Raw genomic sequence first — 18679 nt, forward strand, 5'->3', positions numbered from 1 at the left:
TCGATTTGTTCTTAATCTATAACTAAAATAAAAGTAGTATGGATAAATTGAAGAAATTTGAATTGATGGCTAAGATTACACGTGAATTAGAAGATGTACGTAATAGCCAGCAAGCTGTTTTAGAAAAAATCGGTAAAATTGAAGTGGATAATATAGAATTAGGCGATAAATTAATCGAAAGCAAAATCCCAGATATTTATTCACGTACAGCACAAAATTCGGACGCTATTAAAGAAATTCTAGAAGAATTCGAACGTAAAACCGATGAATACGGAGAGAAAAATAACGTTGATAAATTAAAAGAGCAGCAAGAGATAAATAATCTTAAATAAGTGAGAAATAAACAAAGGCGATCCTAGGATCGCCTTTGTCGTTATTAAAGATAAAATTGAAAATTACCAAATAACAATTCTTTGTTCTTTAGGAACATATAATTTATCACCTTCCTTAGTACCGAAAGCTTCATGAAAAGCATCCAAGTTGATAATTGGAGCAAAAGCTCTGTATTGAGCCGGCGAATGCGGATCTGTTTTTACTTGATTGATTACAAAAGCATCTGTTGTTTTTGTACGCCAGATTGTTGCCCAAGACATAAAAAAACGCTGCTCAGGTGTATAACCATCTATTAGTCCAGGATTTCCTTTATCTTGTAAATACATTTTCAACGCATCAAATGCTACGGAAGAACCACCCAAATCACCAATATTCTCACCTAAAGTAAATCTACCGTTAACAAATACTCCTGGTACTGGCTCGTATTTCTCGAATTGGGCTACTAAAGCATCTGCAGCAGTTTCAAATTTAGTTCTATCTTCTTCTGTCCACCAGTTGTTCAAATTACCATCGCCATCGTACTGTGAACCTGAATCGTCGAAACCATGAGATAATTCGTGGCCAATTACAGCACCAATACCTCCAAAATTAACTGCTGCATCAGCTCTATAATCGTAAAATGGTGCTTGAAGAATTGCAGCTGGGAAAACTATTTCGTTATTTAATGGACTGTAATAAGCATTAACAGTTTGCGGAGTCATACCCCACTCTAATTTATCTACTGGTTTACCTTGCTTAGCTAAGTTTTGTTCAAATCTCCATTTGTTGATTGCGCTGATATTTTCATATAATGAAGTACTCACCGCTAATTTAGAATAGTCTTTCCATTTATCAGGATAACCAATTTTTACAGTAAACTTAGATAACTTATCCAATGCTCTCTCTTTAGTTACTGGAGACATCCATTCTAAGTTTTTAATATGTACTTCGAAAGATTTGATCAAGTATTTTACCAATTCCTCACAAGTTTCTTTTGCTTCTTGCGGAAAATGCTTCTCTACGTAAATTTTTCCAAGTAACTCCCCTACATTACCGTTTACAAATTCTAATCCTCGCTTATCCAAACTTCTTTGTTCAGCCTGCCCTCTCAATTTTCGACCGTAAAAATCAAAGGCCAATTCGTCTAACTCTTGTGTTAAATAAGAAGTTGCTCCGTTTACAACATGAAATTTTAAATAATCTTTGATAACAGGAACATTTTTCTCATTCAAAATTTGATCTAAATTTTGAAAATACTTTAATTCCCCAATGATTACAGTATCTGCTTTGAAACCTACTTCTTTTAAAAATCCAGCAACATCTACATTTTTAACCAATTTATTCAAATCGCTTACAGCTACTGGATTGTAACGTTTTTGCGCATCGCGAGATTCTTCTACTGTTTTCAAATGTGCAGCAATAGCTTTTTCAAAAGCAATTACTTTCGGACCTTTCAGTTCTTTAGTTTTCGGATCTACTTTGCCGTAAAGTGTATTAATAAATTCAGCGTAATAAGTTAGTGTTTTTCTATTTGCTTCGTCGTCTTTTTGGTAATAAGTACGACCAAGGCCTAAAGATCCTCCACCTAAATAAACGGCATTGATTTTAGAATTTTTTAAATGTGCACTTACATATCCACCATAAAAAGGATTTCCCCCTTCACGACCATATTTTGAGAAATAAGCAGTTAAATCTTTAAGATTTTTAATAGCATTAATATCTTTCAATCGGTGTTGAATTGGTTGCAAAGCAACTTTATTACGTGCTTCAAAATCAACATACGATCTATATAAGTCAGCAATTTTTTGTCCATCAGAACCTTGCTCATGCTTATCGTTCAAAGCTGATTTTAAAATCTCTAATACTGCGACATCAGTATTTTCACGTAACTCGTCAAAAGACCCCCAACGTGCTTTATCTGAAGGAATTTCAACCGTTTTCATCCAATTACCGTTTACATAATTGTAGAAATCGTCTTGCGGGCGTACGGACTTATCCATAAAAGTTTGATTTATGGCCTTGTAGTCTTGAGCAAAAATAAAATTTGATGACAACAAAGCTGCTGTCAAGACAAAAATTTTCTTCATCTTTATAAGCTTAATTTAAATGATGTAAATGTTATGCAAACATAATTATTTACTCAGGGAATAAAAAGTAACTATTTTGTTTATGTATTTGGAATTTGGCGATAAAACCTATTTTATTCATCTCAAAACCGATATAGATTCTATTCGTATCAAAAAAATAGACCCTGATGTGATACATCTTAATGTCCCAGCTCTTTTACCACAGGACAATTTGATTTTATATATTCAGAAAGAGTTGCCAAAGGTAATTTCTGATGCAAAGAAAATTAAAAGGACTTCTATCACAGAACTAGAAATTTTTGACAAAAAATATCCAATTCGTATTATTAATTTATCGACTTCGTATATAGCTAATGATATTTTGTATACAAATACAGATACTTTGAAGTCTAAAATTAAAATTGAAGAATTAAAGCTGAAAATTTTGAGAAACACTATAGATCAGCTGCTTTCCAATTTAGAAGAAGAATTAAATGTGATTCTCCCAGTCATTAAACTGAAAAAACTAAAAACAAAATATTATTCCATTTGTCCTACTAATGAATACATCACTTATTCGAAAACATTAATCGACAAATCAAAAGATTTCATCTCCTATGTAGTCATACTGGCAGTGGGAAGATATTTATTTTGTACGGAAGAACAAAGTAGCGATTTGATAAATAGGCATGTTTTAAATCCAAAACATTGCGAAAAAGTATATAATTATGAGCAGTGAGCTAAAATTAGAAATAAGTCCAATTGATGAAAGGGAAATGCAACACAATCCGCAGAGTATCGTTGCCAAATTAGATGAAACAAATCTGCTGTTCCTGCAAGAGTACATATTAGATAATTTACCTAGTCTAGACGGAGGGCCGTCGGTTAGTAATTTAAGTTTAACCAATTTTAGATTTGATACATCCAAATTGAATGGTTCATTTAGATTAAAATTTCAAATTGAAAGACAATATTGTTGTTCGGACATAGAATCTTGTGCAAATGACTACCTAGATTTTGATTTCAAGCTACAAGAAAAAACTTTAATAGCAAAGGCTGAATACTTTGATTGGAGCCTAACAAATTAATGTATGCTAAAAACTCCTTATCGATATAAAATCAATGAATCTTCTTTCGCCCACTATTGGACTGAAGGAGTTGGGGTTGAACTATTAAATAAATTAGGCTTCAAACCTGATTTAAAAGTTGCTGAGCAATTTATTCCCTTTTTATATGAATGGGATCGACATGCTGATCAGCTTGTTTTGGATCTGCATGATAAAAAGGGTTTTCGAGAGGGAAATATTTCCCTGAATTCCTATTTGAAAGGCGAAATCATACCGTACGATGAAAAATCTATTTGGGATGTTTTTTTTGAAAAAATTGATTTTTCGCCACCTTGGTTAGATCCAGAAAAATTGAAATTTGGTACCGAACTTTCGCGACGAGCAGGATTATCCGCTTTGATAGTGCTGCGAGATTATTGCCTGATGGGTGGTTATGAATCAGCTGCGATTAATAAGCCGTTAATATATACAGGTGCATTAAAAAAAAGTGCGGTGAAACGCCTTACTGACACTGTCAATTTTTGGGCACATATCACAAAAGCGAATGGGCTTAGTAAAGATTCTGAAGGTATTAGACAGATAATTTTAACCCGAATTATTCATTCATATTCACGCATTGGCATTTAAAACATACAGATTGGGATGCTGATAAATGGGGAATTCCCATTAATATTTGGGATATGTTGGCAACAAATTTAGGTTTTTCACTCGTGTTTCTCGTGGGGTTGAGAAAAATTGGAATACAACCATCTAAAGATGAGGAAGAAGGTTTGTTTCACATGTGGAAATACATTGGTTATTTGTTGGGAATTCCACTTTCTTTACTGCCTGATAACGAGGAAGAAGCAATTGAAGCGCTCTATTATTGGACCATGACTCAACGTGAAGGTGACGAGGATAGTAAATCATTGGCAGATACATTGAAAGAAGAACCTGTACTTGCGAATTACCCGAAAAGCAAGCTTTTTCGTATGATGATGCGTGAAATTCATCTCTTCTACAATCATTTTCTCTTAGGAGATTATTCATGTAAACTTCTTGGACTTCCCTCTACTAAGATTGGTCGTTTTGGCTTAGTGAACATTTGGCGTACCCGTAAGAATGAAAAATTAATTGTGGATGAATTTACCCGATTAGAAGCTATTGATGCTGGGGGGAAAGAGCAAGAACGTGTCAGATTGATTTATCAACGTTTCAATCAATAGGTTATAACAATCCTTCATCTCGAAAACTATAATACGAGGAATCAGTGAAAATTAGATGATCATTTACCTTAATATCCATTATTTTGGCGGCATCATTAATTTTATTCGTCAATATTTTATCTGCTTTACTAGGTTGTAAAGTGCCTGATGGATGATTGTGAATTAAAATCATCGAATTTGCTTTTGATTGCAAAACTTGACGTAAAATAATGCGTACGTCTACTGGCGTAAAATCATTGCCTCCTCGACCGATTAACTGCGTATCTAAAACTTTGCATCCAGTATTGAGATATAGCACCCAAAATTCCTCATGAGGAATATCTTGCAAATTAGCTCTAAAATATTCATATACACGCTTGCTGCTATTCAGGATAGGTACATCAATGACTTGTTCATCTCTTCGCCGTCTTCCTAATTCTAAAGCTGCAATAATAGTAATAGCCTTAGCTTCGCCAATTCCTCTGTATCCACACAAATCATTGACTTCTTTCTTCGATAAAGCATTCAAATTATTATTTACATCTTTCAAAATACGGCGACAAAGTTCTACCGCTGTCTCAGTTGTGGAGCCTGAACCAATTAGTATAGCAAGTAGTTCTGCATCTGTCAAGGCTCTCCTGCCCTTCTCCATTAATTTTTCTCTTGGCCGATCCGACTCTGCCCATTCGCGAATGACTAACTTTTCCATAATAGTCTGTGTGTATGTGTTTGGTTATTATGAATTTACTAAAATGAAATAAACTTAACAAATATTAACGCCCAGCAACTGGAATGTTAGCGTCGTTCTTAGGATAAAAAATATTATATTTGTACCTCGTAAAAATTTATTTAGAAATGAGTAAAGCAATTATTAAGACAGAAAAAGGCGACATGACTGTACAATTTTATACAGCTGACGCTCCTAATACAGTAGCTAATTTTATTAAATTGGCTAAAGAAGGATACTATGATGGTTTGACATTCCACCGTGTAATCCCTGATTTCGTAATTCAAGGCGGTTGTCCTAATTCTCGTGAAGGTGCTGCTGGAATGCCAGGTACAGGCGGTCCAGGTTATAAGATCGACTGCGAATTAACCGGCGAAAACCAATACCACGACCGTGGTGTGTTATCTATGGCGCATGCTGGTAGAAATACTGGTGGATCTCAATTCTTTATTTGCCATAGCCGTAATAATACAGCGCATTTGGATCGCAACCATACTTGTTTTGGTAAAGTGATCGAGAATGTTGATGTAGTGGACGATATTCGTCAAGGCGATCGTATATTATCTATTGAAGTTATTGAAGATTAATATAAACTTTTTAAAATAATGAATTTAAGAGCATTAGTATCAGTAACTGGTAAACCAGGTTTATTCAAATTAATCGGACAAAATAAGGGTGGTTTTATTTTAGAGACGTTAGATAAAGCTAAAATCAAATCAGTAGTAAACTTAAATACTACGAAAATGGCGACATTAGAAGATATCACCATCTACGGAGAAGAGGAAGAAATTCGTTTACTAGATGTTTTAGAGACAATAAAAGCTAATGGAGGTAATACTCCAGACACTAAAGCTACTGGTGAGGAATTACGTAACTTTTTCCGCGAAGTAGCTCCTGGACATGATGAATCTAGAGTATATACCTCTGATATAAAAAAAATAATTTCTTGGTATAATATTATTAAGGAATTTCCTTTATTCGAAGAAGAAGCACCTGCTCCTATTCAGTAATGGAGATATAATTAGATAAAGAAAAGGGTTCAAATATTATTTGAACCCTTTTCTTTATAATGAGATAATAAAATAATTATCCTAATTTTTCTTTGAGTTTGCTCACTTGATGATCTACAAGTTTTTGTAATGGACCAGAGGCCATCATTTTCATCATCATATTCAATTGTGCTTCGATGATGAAACTTGCTTTTGTTTCTGATGGAGAGACCTCTTCTACTTTCCAAACTAATTTTACTTCAAATGGAGCCTCCTCTGAGGGAACACAGACTATTTCTTTATTCTCAACACGCTGACTAATTTTTAAAGCTAATTTAGCCATGTTTTTAATCGTAAAACGCGCTTCGTCAGCTGTTGATGACCAATTGTAAATATTATCGGGCATCAGTTGCTCATGATTGTTTAGATCATTTAAAAAATTATAAACCTCCGAGACAGGTTTATTAATTACAACGTTGTTTTGAATAATAGTCATATTTATAGTTTTTAATTATTCTGCTGGTGACCAGTTAGCTGGATCTTTTCTCCATGCCTGCAATAACTCCACATCAGAATCCAATACATAACTATTATCAACTGCCACTTTAATCAATGCATTATAATCGCATAATGAGAATACTGGACATTTCGCTTCTGCAAAATTCTTAGCAGCTACATCTAATCCATAAGTGAAAATAGATACCAATCCCACTACATTACAACCTGCATCACGTAAGGCTTGTACAGCTTGTAATGAACTTTTTCCTGTTGATACTAAATCTTCAATTACTACGACACGCTGACCTTCTACCACTTCACCTTCAATTAAGTTTTGGCGTCCATGATCTTTTGCACTACTACGTACGTAGGTAAATGGAAGACCTAAATCTTGTGCCACTAATACACCTTGTGGGATACCTGCTGTAGCAACACCAGAAACCATTTCTACAGACCCAAATTCTTCTTGAATTAATTGTGCCAATCTTTGACGAATGAACGTACGGATGGCTGGATGTGATAATGTGATACGATTATCACAATAAATTGGAGACTTCCAACCCGATGCCCATGTAAAAGGACTTTTAGGTTGTAATTTTATTGCTTTAATTTGCAATAAGGATTCAGCAACTTTTTGTTCAACCTCATTTAAATTATTCATGGCACAAATTTATAAAATTTATATGAACCAAAGCCTGCTTATTTTTGCAGATTTTGCTCCTAAAATTAAAAAAAACGTACAAACAATTGGATTACAAGAAATTGACTTAGAAAAACTTTTCAATAGTTCCAATAAAAATGAAGAAATTAACTATTTATTTGTACATCCTGATGTAAGTACAATCTTTAGAAAGATACTCTCTGAACAAAAAATTATCTATGCCGCTGGTGGTGTGGTAAGAAATGGAGAAGGTGATTATTTGTTTATTCATCGGCTTGGAAAATGGGATTTACCAAAAGGAAAGGTGGATGAAGGTGAAAAAATGCGTGAGGCCGCAGTACGTGAAGTCGAAGAAGAATGTGGTATTAAGGTAGATTATTTGGGTGAAAAGATTCAAACAACCTATCATACGTACACCATGCGTGGCAAATTTGTTTTGAAGCAAACGAAATGGTATGATATGGGAGTAAATAAAATACCTAAATTGATCCCTCAAACGGAGGAAGACATCACGGAGGCGGTATGGTTAAGTAAAAAAGATATAAAAAAGATTAAGGAAAACACGTATCCGTTGATTCTAGATATTCTGGACAAAATATCTATCTAAACTAAAATGAAAGTGATCTTACTACGTTCACTTTCATTTTTTTTAAACTATTTGATCCTTCTAATTGTTTACTTATTGTAATCAATTAAGATGTGTCATGAGTAAAAAAATCGGAATATTAGTAGGAAGTCTTCGTAGAGAATCGTTCAACAAGAAAATTGCAGAAAATTTAGTCCAACTTTTGGATAAAAAATACAGCTATGAATTTGTACAAATAGGCGATCTACCGCTTTATAACGAAGACATCGATCATGATAATCCTCCTAAAGTATATAGTACATTTCGAGATAAATTATCATCATGTGATGCTTTTTTATTCTTCACACCCGAATACAACAGATCAATACCCGCTGTATTGAAAAATGCATTAGATGTAGGTTCACGACCTTATGGGAATAGTAAATGGGATGGCAAGCCTGCAGCAATAGTTTCCGTTTCTCCTGGAGCCATTAGCGGTTTTGGTGCAAATCATCATCTAAGGCAATGTCTTACCTTTCTGAATATGCCTACTTTGCAACAACCTGAAATGTACATTGGAAATGTAACTCAAATCCTCGATGATGATGGAAAAATAAAATCAGAGAATACAAATGAATTATGCAAAAAATTTATCAAAGCTTTTGAAGGATGGATGGAAATGTTTTAGATAGTTATGGCAACTTTTCTTGTTGCTTTTCCCAAGCGACAAGAAGAGTTGTCATCATACTGTAGCGCTCCAACCCTTCGGGCTGATTATTGTGCTTTAAGTATTGATTATAAAAGATGCCAGAAACTTTATCTATCCAACCTCTATAGGACATCCAAAATTCCCGTTCAGCTTTGAAATCAGCCAACACCTTTGGTGATAATTTAGCTCTGTACTTTTCGAATAATTCTTTATTACCATATAAGGGATGCAACAAATACTCTACAGCAGAATAATATGCCGAATACTTATACCAGACATCTTCCTTATCTTTCAATGTCAAGAAAGCTATAAAATTACATTCATCCTCGAATCCTACGCCCATTTGATGTGTCAACTCATGTACTACCACAAATGGAAAAGAAGGATTAGGTATGAGTTGATTGACCTGTACTTCCAAGGTAAACGGATTGAAGTAACCCGATACCGTAAAATACGAAGCAAGCTCACTAGAAATTGGTTCTTTAGCGCGAACCTGTGTTTTACATAGATAATCCTTTAATAAAGTATCTTGCAGGACAATTTCTGTCAAATCACCTTTAACACCATTTTTAGAATTACTATTAACATCCACTTTTTCACGAAGTTCATTCGCAATCGCAATGTATTTATCCAATACTTTAAGGTGATCTTCACGTGTTATTTTTGTGTTAGAAAAACCAAATTTATCAGCAAGGGGTTGTCTGAAATAACTCAACCCCCAATTGACTGTAAATAAGACATAAGTGGCTGATATTATAAATATTACACGTGCTAAATTAAGTTTAGCATTATACCATTGTTTACGGAATAGTTCTCGAATTGCGAGGACTATAGTGTAAATCAAAACAATAGCAATTGTAGCATAAAAGATATCTCCTATACTAAACGGAATCCAAGAAAATAATATAATGTACAGGTACGAAATAGCTGGGTAAAACAGTTGTGCATAATACTGTTCTACCCAATTTGTATTAGTCTTTAGCAATTCTAAGAGCACAATGATAACCCAGCAAAAGCCAATGGTCAGATAGTACTTTCGGAGTATGATAGTTCTAACTTTGGGTTTCATTTTCGTAATACAACTTGTAATAGTTTTTACCTTTATCTTCATCATAGCCCTGCTCCAGATATTCCCGCTTTCCATGCACATAGATGTGGAAATTCTTATCCAACTTTATAACAGACTTGTACGAACTTGCCATTTTTTTAACTGCAGGGCTAGCTATTTCAAAATTTGCTTGAAAAGGCATATCAAACTCATCTTCAAAAGACTGTTTGTATTCATTAAACAAAGAAGCGGCTTGTGGATTCGCAATGACCTCCTCTTCAAATTCAGCACTGTCGAAAGTTTCTTTGCTTTTGAAATAGTTCATCGAACGATTCAACAAATCAATTTTATCTGCAGTTTCCAACTCAAAAACCTCGTCCAATTTCTCGTTAACAAAGTTCTTGTAGACTTTCATGAGATTTCCAGTTTGCTGGAACGCATCATTACGTGATTTCAGTTTTAAGAAATTGTCCTTCCAATACACAGCCTCCGATTGGTTCGTTTGATCGACCACTAGTACTTTAAAGCCTTCCTCACTTTCAGTATTGACAATGACTACACCTTTATCCAGTTTATTGATATTAATCGCCTCCTGCTCATAATTCAATTGAAAACCGCCTTGCTCAGGATACACTTTAAGGTATGCTTCTTTGTTTTCAGACTTAAAAATTCCCACTGCCGCATGGTCCTCTCCTTCCATTTGTACATTTTTCAATGAAACAACATACACCTCACCTGACTTGATTTTCGGATGTTCCGAAACTTCGTACAAGTGTTTGGTCACTTGTTGTGAAAACTCGTGAAAGCTGATGTTTCCTTCAAAAAATTTCTTCGAGAAGTGATAGACTTCATTCAATTCCAATTCCTCATTTGGATGAAAAAAGCGATAAACTTCGGTCAACTTTGCAAAAGGTTTCATAAAATATTGCATCAATAAATCGGGCAATATTTCGTCTCCAGCCAAATCAATTGGATTTTCGGACAATATATAAAACTCATCGTTGGCTTTGTTGCCTACATGATGAATAGAAAGATTTTCAAACGTTGCGTCTTGATGAAAAAACATAGATTAAAATTAAAGAAACAAAAATATAAAAGTATTTTGGCTAAAAATCAAAAATATCAACAGCTGTTTTGTAGGTGGCCACATGTGCATCCACAATATCCTTAATATGAGTAGAATAACCTCCGCCCATCGATATTTGTATAGGAATCCTCAATTGATGACATCTATTAATCACCAAATAATCACGCTGTTTACATCCTTCTTTCGAAACTTTTAGTTTACCTAATTTATCGGAAGAAAGAATATCTACGCCCGCTTGATAAAATACAAAATCAGGCTTTACACGTTCGAATAATTCGTCTAAATGACTAAGTAACAGACTCAAGTATTCTGTATCTGAAATTCCATCTTGAAGTTCTATGTCAAGATCAGATTTCTCTTTGATAAAAGGAAAATTCTTCGCACCATGCATGGAAAAGGTAAATACATCGGGATTATGTAGAAAGATATGTGCTGTTCCATTTCCTTGGTGGACATCAAGGTCAATGATCAATATTTTCTTTGCGAGACCTTTTGATAATAAATATTGCGAGGCAACTGCTTGATCATTCATTAAGCAAAATCCTTCGCCGTAATCATGGCCTGCATGATGCGTGCCTCCTGCTGTATTGAACGAAATGCCGTATTCCATCGCATACAATGCAGATTGAATCGTGCCATCCAAAATATACCGTTCTCGCTCCACAAGCGATTGCGAAAGTGGAAATCCTATTCTGCGCACCATCTTCGCATCCAATGTCAAGTCAAATAGGTGTTGAACATATTCACGTTCATGACCTAAGCAGCAGGTTTCAAAATCCGCTAATTTTGGTTCGAAAAAACTATCCTTATCTACAATTCCTTCGTAAAGCAATTGCGCGGGAATAAGCTCATATTTGACCATCGGAAAACGATGCCCTTCGCGTAAAGGGTGAATATATGCAGTATGATGGGCGATTTTTAGCAAAGTAAGTCTTTTTTAGCACACGAAAATACGAAGAACTAAATAATTCTTATCTTCGAAAAGTATAAACCTTACTTAAAAAAATGGAAACACAAAAACCAATTCCTACATTAAATGCAGAACAAATTCGTGTATTAGGCTCTTTACTAGAAAAGTCGAAAACAACACCCGAATATTATCCAATGACAATAAATGGATTGCAAACCGCTTGCAATCAAAAGACATCACGTAAGCCTGTGGTAAATTACGATGAGAGTACAATCGTGAGTACGTTGGATGGGTTGAAAAAAATTGGATTGATATCGACTGTAGTTGGTGGTGGCTCCAGAGTGACCAAATACAAACATAATATTGCAATACATTACCCATTAGTTCCTGCGGAATTGGCGATTTTGTGTCTATTGTTCTTGCGTGGACCTTTGACGGCTGGCGAAATAAATTCTAATTCTGGCAGATTGTATGAGTTTGATGATATTGAGGAAGTGCAGACGTATTTAAATAAACTGGCTGAGGAGGAAACGCCTTACATCAAGTTATTGCCTAAGAAGCCAGGTCAAAAAGAGGCTCGTTATGTCCATTTGTTCGCAGATTTTGATGAAGAAGATTATGAAAATTCTATCGTTTCAGCATCATCTAATAGTAACAGTGGTCAAGTTCAGCAATTGGAAGAACGTGTGGCTACGTTGGAAGCGGAACTTTCAAAACTTCGTGAAGAGTTTGATAACTTGCTTGCTCAATTAACATAACACATATTATGCTATCAAAAATCGTATCTATCGCCCTTTCTATTTTTATTGGAACACTGTGCTGTGCACAAACCTTTACACCACTCGTAGAGAATATTTCCGCTAGTTTTCGTGGCATGTCTACAGTAGGTAAGAAAATAGTTTGGGTCAGTGGTAGTAATGGAACTGTAGGTTTTTCTAAAGATGAGGGGATAAATTGGCAATGGGTAAATCCTATAGGTTATGAAAAATACGATTTTCGGGATATCTATGCTTTTTCAGATAAAGAAGCTGTAATTATCAACGCTGGTTCACCAGCTGTTGTACTTCATACGACGAATGCAGGTAAAACTTGGGAGAAAGTGTATGAAAATAACCATCCCAACATATTTCTAGATGATTTGGATTTTGTTGGCAAAAATGGTTTTATACTTGGTGATCCCATTGAAGGAAAATTCCAACTACTAAAAACCAGCAACAAAGGAAAAACTTGGACAGACGTCAGCAACGATTATTTCCTTATCGCAGATGAAGGTGAAGCTGCATTTGCAGCATCAGGATCGTCGATGAAACTATTTAAAGACCGTTTGTATATCGGAACAGGCGGGAAATATTCCAGTTTCTTCAATTACAATCCTAAAGGCTTACAAATAGACAAGTACGATGTGCCTATTTGGTCTGGTGAATCTTCCACAGGGATTTTTGCTATTGACTTTTGGAATTTAAATACCGGAATTGCTGTCGGCGGAAATTACTTGGACGATAAAAACAACCAGAATAATATTTTACTAACTAAGGATGCTGGTTTGAGTTGGACTAAACCCAATACCCCAGTTTTGGGTTACCGTTCTGATGTGCTTTACATTACCGAAAATGTTGTGCTGGCAACCGGAACTTCCGGCACGGATATTTCGTATGATGGCGGTTACAATTGGAAAAATATCTCTACTCTTAGTTTTAATACGTTAGCAAAAAGCACGAATAATAAAGTGATTTATTTAACAGGCTCTAAAGGTAATGTGTATAAATTGAAGTTATAAATTTTAAATTTACAATACGTCATTTGGAACGATAGAGAGAAAACTAAACCAAACAGAAGATTTCTATTGGTTGCTAGGCTTCAATTTACGGAAATTTAGCATCCAAAACAAGACTTTATATAACCAAAATTAAGCTCTTTAATTTCAAATGATTATAGATTTATTTGTTATTTTTAAATGTATTTGCTATTGTGTATATTTAAGAGTTAACTGACATTATAAACCTCAAAATGAAGGAAACTCGGGTAGCAGAAAGGATACTTTCTGCAATAAACAAAAATGTTGCTGAAAAGAAATGGAAATGCATAATCGGAAATTGTAAAGAGAATGCAATAAACTCACATATATATCAACAGAATGGAATACTTAACAATGTTGCAGAAAATGGGCACTTAATGGAAGTAAAACCAATAGATGTTTTTAAATGGCAAAATAAAAAATTTCATGAAATTACAAATTTTAAAAGAATTGGAATTACACAAGCTTTTAGCTATCCGACTTTATGCAATCATCATGACACTTCAATTTTTTTAGATATTGAAAGACATCCAATTAACCTAAATGATTACAGAAACCAAGTACTTTTTTTTTCTATCGGACACTTTTATCTGCAAAACGTAAGACACAAATTGTACTTGATAAAGAAACGAGGATTACAAAATCACAAATTTTAGCATCAAATTCTTACTGTAGACCAGTAATTAACATGTCGTTAAAGAATATTGGTGTGATAAATGATCTGCTTAACCGACATGACGCTGAAATCAGCAGATTTTCCACAGATATTTTAAATGATCATCAAAGTTTTACTATTATCAAGTTTGAGTATGATTTGGTCAAAGCTTACGGCATGTCTATGAACTTTAGTCCTGAATCTCAAAATTTTGTTTACACAAATGTTTTTCCTTACGACGGTAAGACAATTGTTCTAGTCGGGAGTTTTAACGAGAACATGGATTTGTGGACAAAACAGTACTTTGACACTTGGTGCAATCTATCAAGTAGAGATTTTGAAATTAAGTTAACAACATTTCTATCAAAGAATAGTGAGAATTGGGGACTTTCGCCAAAAATTGTAGAAAACATAAAAGCTGAAGATTTGAATAAATTTCTTAGGCTAAAATCAGACATTGTAACAAAAGGAATACTTTCTGATATAGAATTTATTTTGGATTTAGACTATAAGACGGATTATAATTTCTTTGCTGAAAACAATTACGGCTGCTAACATCGGCAACCTTTTCGATTTTCCACTTATTTCAATAGACTAATCAAAATATTCGACCTCGTTTAAAGCTATATATACGAGGTTTGTTGTTTTATCAATGTATGATAATTGAATAATTGGTTGGTAGATATTTCACTACGTTCAATATGACGAAATTAACTAAGGGACAAAAGCTAATAAACAAATAAGCCGTAACAAATCAATGCTACGACTTTTCTTTATATTTCTTTAAAAGGATTATTTTCCTAATCTTGTTAAGATAGCTTCCATTTCTGAAATCACCTTATTGATTTTAGAGATAGTCAAATCAAAAGGTTCTTTTGAATTCATATCTACCCCAGCATCAACTAATAATTCTACAGGATATTTTGTGCTTCCTGAAGCCAAGAAATCCAAATACTTTTTACGGTCAGCAGCTGTACCATTCAACACTTTCTCCGACAATGCTGCCGAGGCTGTGTAAGATGTTGCGTATTGATACACGTAGAAATTGTAGTAGAAATGCGGAATGTAAGACCATTCGGATTTTACATTATCATCTACGATACAGATACCTTTGTCGTGACCGTAATATTTACGCGTCAAGTCCAAATACATCTTATCAAAGTCTTCTCCTGTCAACGCCTCTCCTTTTCCAACTTTTTCGTGAATCATCAATTCAAATTCAGCAAATTGCGTCTGACGGTATAATGTACCTTTAGCACCCTCCAAATAGTTACCTAAAATCGCTAAACGTGTTTTGTCGTCTTTGATTTGTTTTAACATATAGTCATTCAACAACTCTTCATTCAATGTAGATGCAACCTCTGCAACAAAAATAGAATAATTAGAATTTGCAAAATGCTGTTTTTTATTTGTCAAATAAGAATGCATCGTATGCCCCAATTCGTGCGTCAATGTAGACATATCGTTGTATTTGCCGTTGTAATTCATCAAAATGTACGGATGCACATCGTAAGCTGAACCATTCGAATACGCACCAGAACGTTTGCCTTCATTTGGATACATATCAATCCATCGCTCGTGAAAAGCTTTATACGACACGTCTATATATTCTTTTCCTAAAGGCTTTAAGGACTTAAGGATATTTTCAATAGACTCTTCGACAGTATATGAAAGATCTACTTTATCAACTAATGGAGCATATAAATCATAGTAATGAAGCTGATCCAAACCCATCATTCTTTTACGTAAATTCAGGTAACGGTGGAAAGTTTCCAAATTACTGTTTACATTTTTAACCAAATTATGGTACACATCGGTAGGAATATTACCTGCATCCAATGCACTTTCTAGCGTACTATTGTAGTTGCGTGCCTTAGCGTAGAAAGATGCGGATTTAAGATTGCCATACAATGTTGATCCTAATGTACGTTGGAATTCATTTAATTTTCCGAAATAAACCTCAAATGCTTTTTTACGCACATCACGGTTTTCACTTGCACGATACAATGAGAAATTAGCCGCATTTAATTTTACTTTTTTACCATCTACTTCAATATCACCATATGGAAATTCGGCATTCGAGAATGTGCTATAGATTTCAGCGGCATTACCTGCCATCAATGAAGAATAAGCCAATATCTTCTCTACTTCTTCCGAACCAGTATGCGCACGCTTGCGTAGTAAATCTGTTAAGTAAAATTTGAATGTAGAAAGACCTTTTTCTTTTTCAAAAAAGCTTTTCAGTTGCGTGTCCGTCAATGTCAATAACTCCGGCTCCATATATGAGGTCAACGCACCATATTGTGAGAAAAGTTGACTCATTTCTTGTTTCATACCAGCGTATTTAGTCACGCGGGTGTCTTGATCAGACATCATGGATGCATAAGAGTATAATCTTGTCATTTCTTTGGAAATTTTCGTACTAAACTCTAAAGCTTCTAATAATGTAGACGCAGATTGGGTTAATTTTCCTTTATACTGCGCTGCCTTTTGCATCTCTTGTTGGATACGATCTTTCTCCGCTTTCCATGCGTCATCTGTTGCATATAAGTCCGTCAGGTTCCACTTGTACTTGTCTGGCAGCTCATCTCTAACCTTCATTTGACTAAAAGCTACCGAAGTCGAAAATAACATTACAGCAGTCATTAATTTAGTTTTTTTAAGCATATCATCTGTATTTTTTCAACTGCTAATTTAAAAAAAAAGATTTTGTATTGGAGTTAATTAATTGAGGTCTCACAATAAACAGAAAAACTCTAGAATACTTATTCTAGAGTTTTAAGTTGATGTTTTGATATAGGTAGGTTATTAATTTTCCAATACTGTGATTTCTTTATTTGCAAAATGAACTTTTCCATACATATCTGTGGCTCTAATGTGCACATTATGTTTTCCAGCATTTAGTTTTGGTAGTTTGATTGACCACAAATGATTAGAAATCATAGGATCACGTGGTCTTATCCCTTTGACATAATCATTTGCTAAATCAAAGTTTAAGACTTCTTGAACAAATGAAGGGTCCAATGTTTCTGAATAAACCATCGGTTTCCATTTGCCATTTCCAATTTTGTATTCTACCTTATCTTTGGAGCTGCCCATGAAAAAATTAGCATAAATGGTATACTTACGTGCGTATTTGGTATTAATAATAGAAGGACCAGATAGATTGATCTGATAAGAAGGATCAGCACCAGCTACTTTGTAATCAAAAGAATAGGTGTTTCCTTTAACGTTTAATATTGCGTAGCCTTTAGGTGTGCCATCGCGCATACTTGCATTCGGAATTCCATTGGCTTTGATATGTCCAGAATACCAATCACCACATGTGGTACCTACATTGAATTCGTGGTGAGGTTTATCTCTCTTCCAGCCCTGCTCCTTCCCATAAAACAATTGTTCTTGGTAATGCGTATGTGCAGCCATAGAAACTGTATTCGGATATTCAGCCAATAAATCAAATAGTCGCTGTCTGTCTTCTTCTCTGAAGTTCACGTTTCTTTGAATAAGTGGAATATGATAAGCCAATACGATCAGTTTATCCTTAGGCACAAATTTTAGATTATTTTCAATAAAATCTAATTGCGATTTTCTAAATCCCCCAATATATTTATATCGCTCAGTGACATATGGGTAATAGATATTATCTAATACTATAAAATGTGCATTACCATAATTGAAAGCATAATTATTAGGGCCAAAATGACTCTCAAAAGTTTCGTCAGATAAGGAATCTACTTCGACATCGTAATCCATATCATGATTACCCATCACATTAAACCAGGTCAAGCCCGCATCTGCGACAGCATCTAAATAGGGCTGATGTAATGTCAAATTATCACCAGCTATATCACCTAGGCTTATACCAAATTGATATTCATCAGTTACTTTTAAATCTTTAATTATATCCTTATGAAAGAAATCTATCTCTTCTAAACTATACGGTTGAGGATCTCCAAATACGAAAGCTTTGAAGTTTTCTTTGTCTTTTTGAAAATAAAGTGGAAAGTCTACGGATTTAGGCAATTCGCCAGTAGGTTTTACGCCTCCATATTTCAAGGTAGGCGATCCATTAGGCTTGTGAACATAATAAAACTGAGGCAAGTTTTTTTCATTCACAGGGTATATATAATCAGATGGCTTGATAACGAATATTATATTATCATTACCCACAGGCAATGTATATTCACCCTTACCATTTGTCTGTACGACTTCAATTCCATTACTTACAGAGACATTTGGGATTCCTTTTTCATTGCGATCCTTCTTACCATTTTGATTAAGATCATCGTAAACGACACCTTTAACTTTATTTTGTGAAAATGCCGTATGGCCATAGCAAATCAGTGATAATATAAAAAATAAGTGTTTCATAGATTGATGTTGACATTTAAAGAGGGATTAAAATG

At 34.5% G+C, this 18679-nt stretch carries 22 protein-coding genes; 13 read left to right on the forward strand and 9 right to left on the reverse strand.

Annotation, left to right across the window (positions count from 1 at the left end):
- The first annotated feature begins 38 nt into the window (after window positions 1-38).
- Window positions 39-332 (forward strand): hypothetical protein, encoded by a 294-nt coding sequence (locus GOQ17_RS05415; RefSeq protein WP_159635940.1) that lies wholly within the window; start codon window positions 39-41, stop codon window positions 330-332.
- A gap of 63 nt (window positions 333-395) precedes the next feature.
- Here GOQ17_RS05415 and GOQ17_RS05420 read toward each other — a convergent pair whose 3' ends face one another.
- Window positions 396-2399, reverse strand: a complete 2004-nt coding sequence (locus tag GOQ17_RS05420) for a M13 family metallopeptidase (protein WP_159635943.1) — start codon at window positions 2397-2399, stop codon at window positions 396-398.
- An 82-nt stretch (window positions 2400-2481) separates the two neighbouring features.
- On the opposite strand from GOQ17_RS05420, the gene GOQ17_RS05425 reads away from it, so the two are divergent.
- From GOQ17_RS05425 to GOQ17_RS16350, 4 genes are read left to right on the forward strand one after another with little or no spacing between them, the layout of a single operon-like run.
- Window positions 2482-3117: a YgjP-like metallopeptidase domain-containing protein gene (locus tag GOQ17_RS05425; RefSeq protein ID WP_159635946.1), complete on the forward strand. Its 636-nt coding sequence runs from the start codon at window positions 2482-2484 to the stop codon at window positions 3115-3117.
- Window positions 3107-3466 carry a hypothetical protein gene (locus GOQ17_RS05430; RefSeq protein WP_159635949.1) on the forward strand — a complete coding sequence of 120 codons (360 nt, stop codon included), beginning with the start codon at window positions 3107-3109 and terminating at the stop codon, window positions 3464-3466. The genes GOQ17_RS05425 and GOQ17_RS05430 overlap by 11 nt, the downstream gene beginning before the upstream one ends.
- 3 nt (window positions 3467-3469) lie before the next feature.
- Entirely contained in the window at window positions 3470-4072 is a 603-nt protein-coding gene (locus GOQ17_RS16345; protein WP_236537064.1) for a hypothetical protein, read from the forward strand.
- A gap of 44 nt (window positions 4073-4116) precedes the next feature.
- Entirely contained in the window at window positions 4117-4650 is a 534-nt protein-coding gene (locus GOQ17_RS16350; RefSeq protein ID WP_236537074.1) for an oxygenase MpaB family protein, read from the forward strand.
- 1 nt (window position 4651) lies between these two features.
- Here GOQ17_RS16350 and radC read toward each other — a convergent pair whose 3' ends face one another.
- Window positions 4652-5338, reverse strand: a complete 687-nt coding sequence (gene radC, locus GOQ17_RS05440) for a RadC family protein (RefSeq protein ID WP_159635951.1) — start codon at window positions 5336-5338, stop codon at window positions 4652-4654.
- Window positions 5339-5484: 146 nt separating this feature from the next.
- Here radC and GOQ17_RS05445 point away from each other — a divergent pair, with 146 nt between their 5' ends.
- Together GOQ17_RS05445 and GOQ17_RS05450 are read left to right on the forward strand one after the other, a co-directional pair.
- Window positions 5485-5943: a peptidylprolyl isomerase gene (locus tag GOQ17_RS05445; RefSeq protein WP_159635954.1), complete on the forward strand. Its 459-nt coding sequence runs from the start codon at window positions 5485-5487 to the stop codon at window positions 5941-5943.
- 18 nt (window positions 5944-5961) lie between these two features.
- Complete coding sequence (locus tag GOQ17_RS05450; RefSeq protein ID WP_159635957.1) at window positions 5962-6366, forward strand: DUF5606 family protein; 405 nt, start codon at window positions 5962-5964, stop codon at window positions 6364-6366.
- Between the two features lie 76 nt (window positions 6367-6442).
- On the opposite strand, the gene GOQ17_RS05455 is transcribed toward GOQ17_RS05450, so the two are convergent.
- Together GOQ17_RS05455 and pyrE are read right to left on the reverse strand one after the other, a co-directional pair.
- The gene (locus tag GOQ17_RS05455; protein WP_159635960.1) at window positions 6443-6841 is read right to left on the reverse strand and encodes an SRPBCC family protein; all 399 of its coding nucleotides are present in this window, start codon (window positions 6839-6841) and stop codon (window positions 6443-6445) included.
- 15 nt (window positions 6842-6856) lie between these two features.
- Window positions 6857-7504, reverse strand: coding sequence for an orotate phosphoribosyltransferase (gene pyrE, locus GOQ17_RS05460; protein ID WP_159635963.1), 648 nt, complete (start codon window positions 7502-7504; stop codon window positions 6857-6859).
- Window positions 7505-7526: 22 nt separating this feature from the next.
- Between pyrE and GOQ17_RS05465 the strand changes: the two genes are divergently transcribed.
- Together GOQ17_RS05465 and GOQ17_RS05470 are read left to right on the forward strand one after the other, a co-directional pair.
- Window positions 7527-8111: an NUDIX hydrolase gene (locus tag GOQ17_RS05465; protein ID WP_236537065.1), complete on the forward strand. Its 585-nt coding sequence runs from the start codon at window positions 7527-7529 to the stop codon at window positions 8109-8111.
- A 97-nt stretch (window positions 8112-8208) separates the two neighbouring features.
- Window positions 8209-8757: an NADPH-dependent FMN reductase gene (locus GOQ17_RS05470; protein WP_159635969.1), complete on the forward strand. Its 549-nt coding sequence runs from the start codon at window positions 8209-8211 to the stop codon at window positions 8755-8757.
- Between the two features lie 4 nt (window positions 8758-8761).
- On the opposite strand, the gene GOQ17_RS05475 is transcribed toward GOQ17_RS05470, so the two are convergent.
- Genes GOQ17_RS05475 through GOQ17_RS05485 form a run of 3 tightly spaced genes read right to left on the reverse strand, consistent with a single transcriptional unit; the run spans window position 8762 to window position 11838 of the window.
- Window positions 8762-9847, reverse strand: coding sequence for a DUF3810 domain-containing protein (locus GOQ17_RS05475; protein ID WP_159635972.1), 1086 nt, complete (start codon window positions 9845-9847; stop codon window positions 8762-8764).
- Window positions 9831-10892: a nucleoid-associated protein gene (locus tag GOQ17_RS05480; RefSeq protein ID WP_159635975.1), complete on the reverse strand. Its 1062-nt coding sequence runs from the start codon at window positions 10890-10892 to the stop codon at window positions 9831-9833. Before GOQ17_RS05480 ends, GOQ17_RS05475 begins: the two co-directional genes overlap by 17 nt.
- Window positions 10893-10932: 40 nt before the next feature.
- Window positions 10933-11838 carry a histone deacetylase family protein gene (locus GOQ17_RS05485; RefSeq protein ID WP_236537066.1) on the reverse strand — a complete coding sequence of 302 codons (906 nt, stop codon included), beginning with the start codon at window positions 11836-11838 and terminating at the stop codon, window positions 10933-10935.
- 80 nt (window positions 11839-11918) lie between these two features.
- Here GOQ17_RS05485 and GOQ17_RS05490 point away from each other — a divergent pair, with 80 nt between their 5' ends.
- From GOQ17_RS05490 to GOQ17_RS05500, 4 genes are all read left to right on the forward strand, one after another.
- Window positions 11919-12581 carry a YceH family protein gene (locus tag GOQ17_RS05490; RefSeq protein WP_159635978.1) on the forward strand — a complete coding sequence of 221 codons (663 nt, stop codon included), beginning with the start codon at window positions 11919-11921 and terminating at the stop codon, window positions 12579-12581.
- A gap of 8 nt (window positions 12582-12589) precedes the next feature.
- Window positions 12590-13600 carry a YCF48-related protein gene (locus tag GOQ17_RS05495; RefSeq protein WP_236537067.1) on the forward strand — a complete coding sequence of 337 codons (1011 nt, stop codon included), beginning with the start codon at window positions 12590-12592 and terminating at the stop codon, window positions 13598-13600.
- A 230-nt stretch (window positions 13601-13830) separates the two neighbouring features.
- Window positions 13831-14274, forward strand: coding sequence for a hypothetical protein (locus tag GOQ17_RS16355; RefSeq protein WP_236537068.1), 444 nt, complete (start codon window positions 13831-13833; stop codon window positions 14272-14274).
- A 32-nt stretch (window positions 14275-14306) separates the two neighbouring features.
- The gene (locus GOQ17_RS05500; protein ID WP_159635980.1) at window positions 14307-14828 is read left to right on the forward strand and encodes a hypothetical protein; all 522 of its coding nucleotides are present in this window, start codon (window positions 14307-14309) and stop codon (window positions 14826-14828) included.
- Window positions 14829-15065: 237 nt separating this feature from the next.
- Here GOQ17_RS05500 and pepF read toward each other — a convergent pair whose 3' ends face one another.
- Window positions 15066-16940: an oligoendopeptidase F gene (gene pepF / locus GOQ17_RS05505; RefSeq protein WP_159635982.1), complete on the reverse strand. Its 1875-nt coding sequence runs from the start codon at window positions 16938-16940 to the stop codon at window positions 15066-15068.
- A gap of 141 nt (window positions 16941-17081) precedes the next feature.
- Complete coding sequence (locus tag GOQ17_RS05510; protein WP_159635984.1) at window positions 17082-18644, reverse strand: calcineurin-like phosphoesterase C-terminal domain-containing protein; 1563 nt, start codon at window positions 18642-18644, stop codon at window positions 17082-17084.
- Window positions 18645-18679: the final 35 nt, after the last annotated feature.

Origin of the sequence: Sphingobacterium composti, from assembly GCF_009829075.1 — a bacterium.
In the GTDB taxonomy this organism is placed as follows: domain Bacteria; phylum Bacteroidota; class Bacteroidia; order Sphingobacteriales; family Sphingobacteriaceae; genus Sphingobacterium; species Sphingobacterium composti.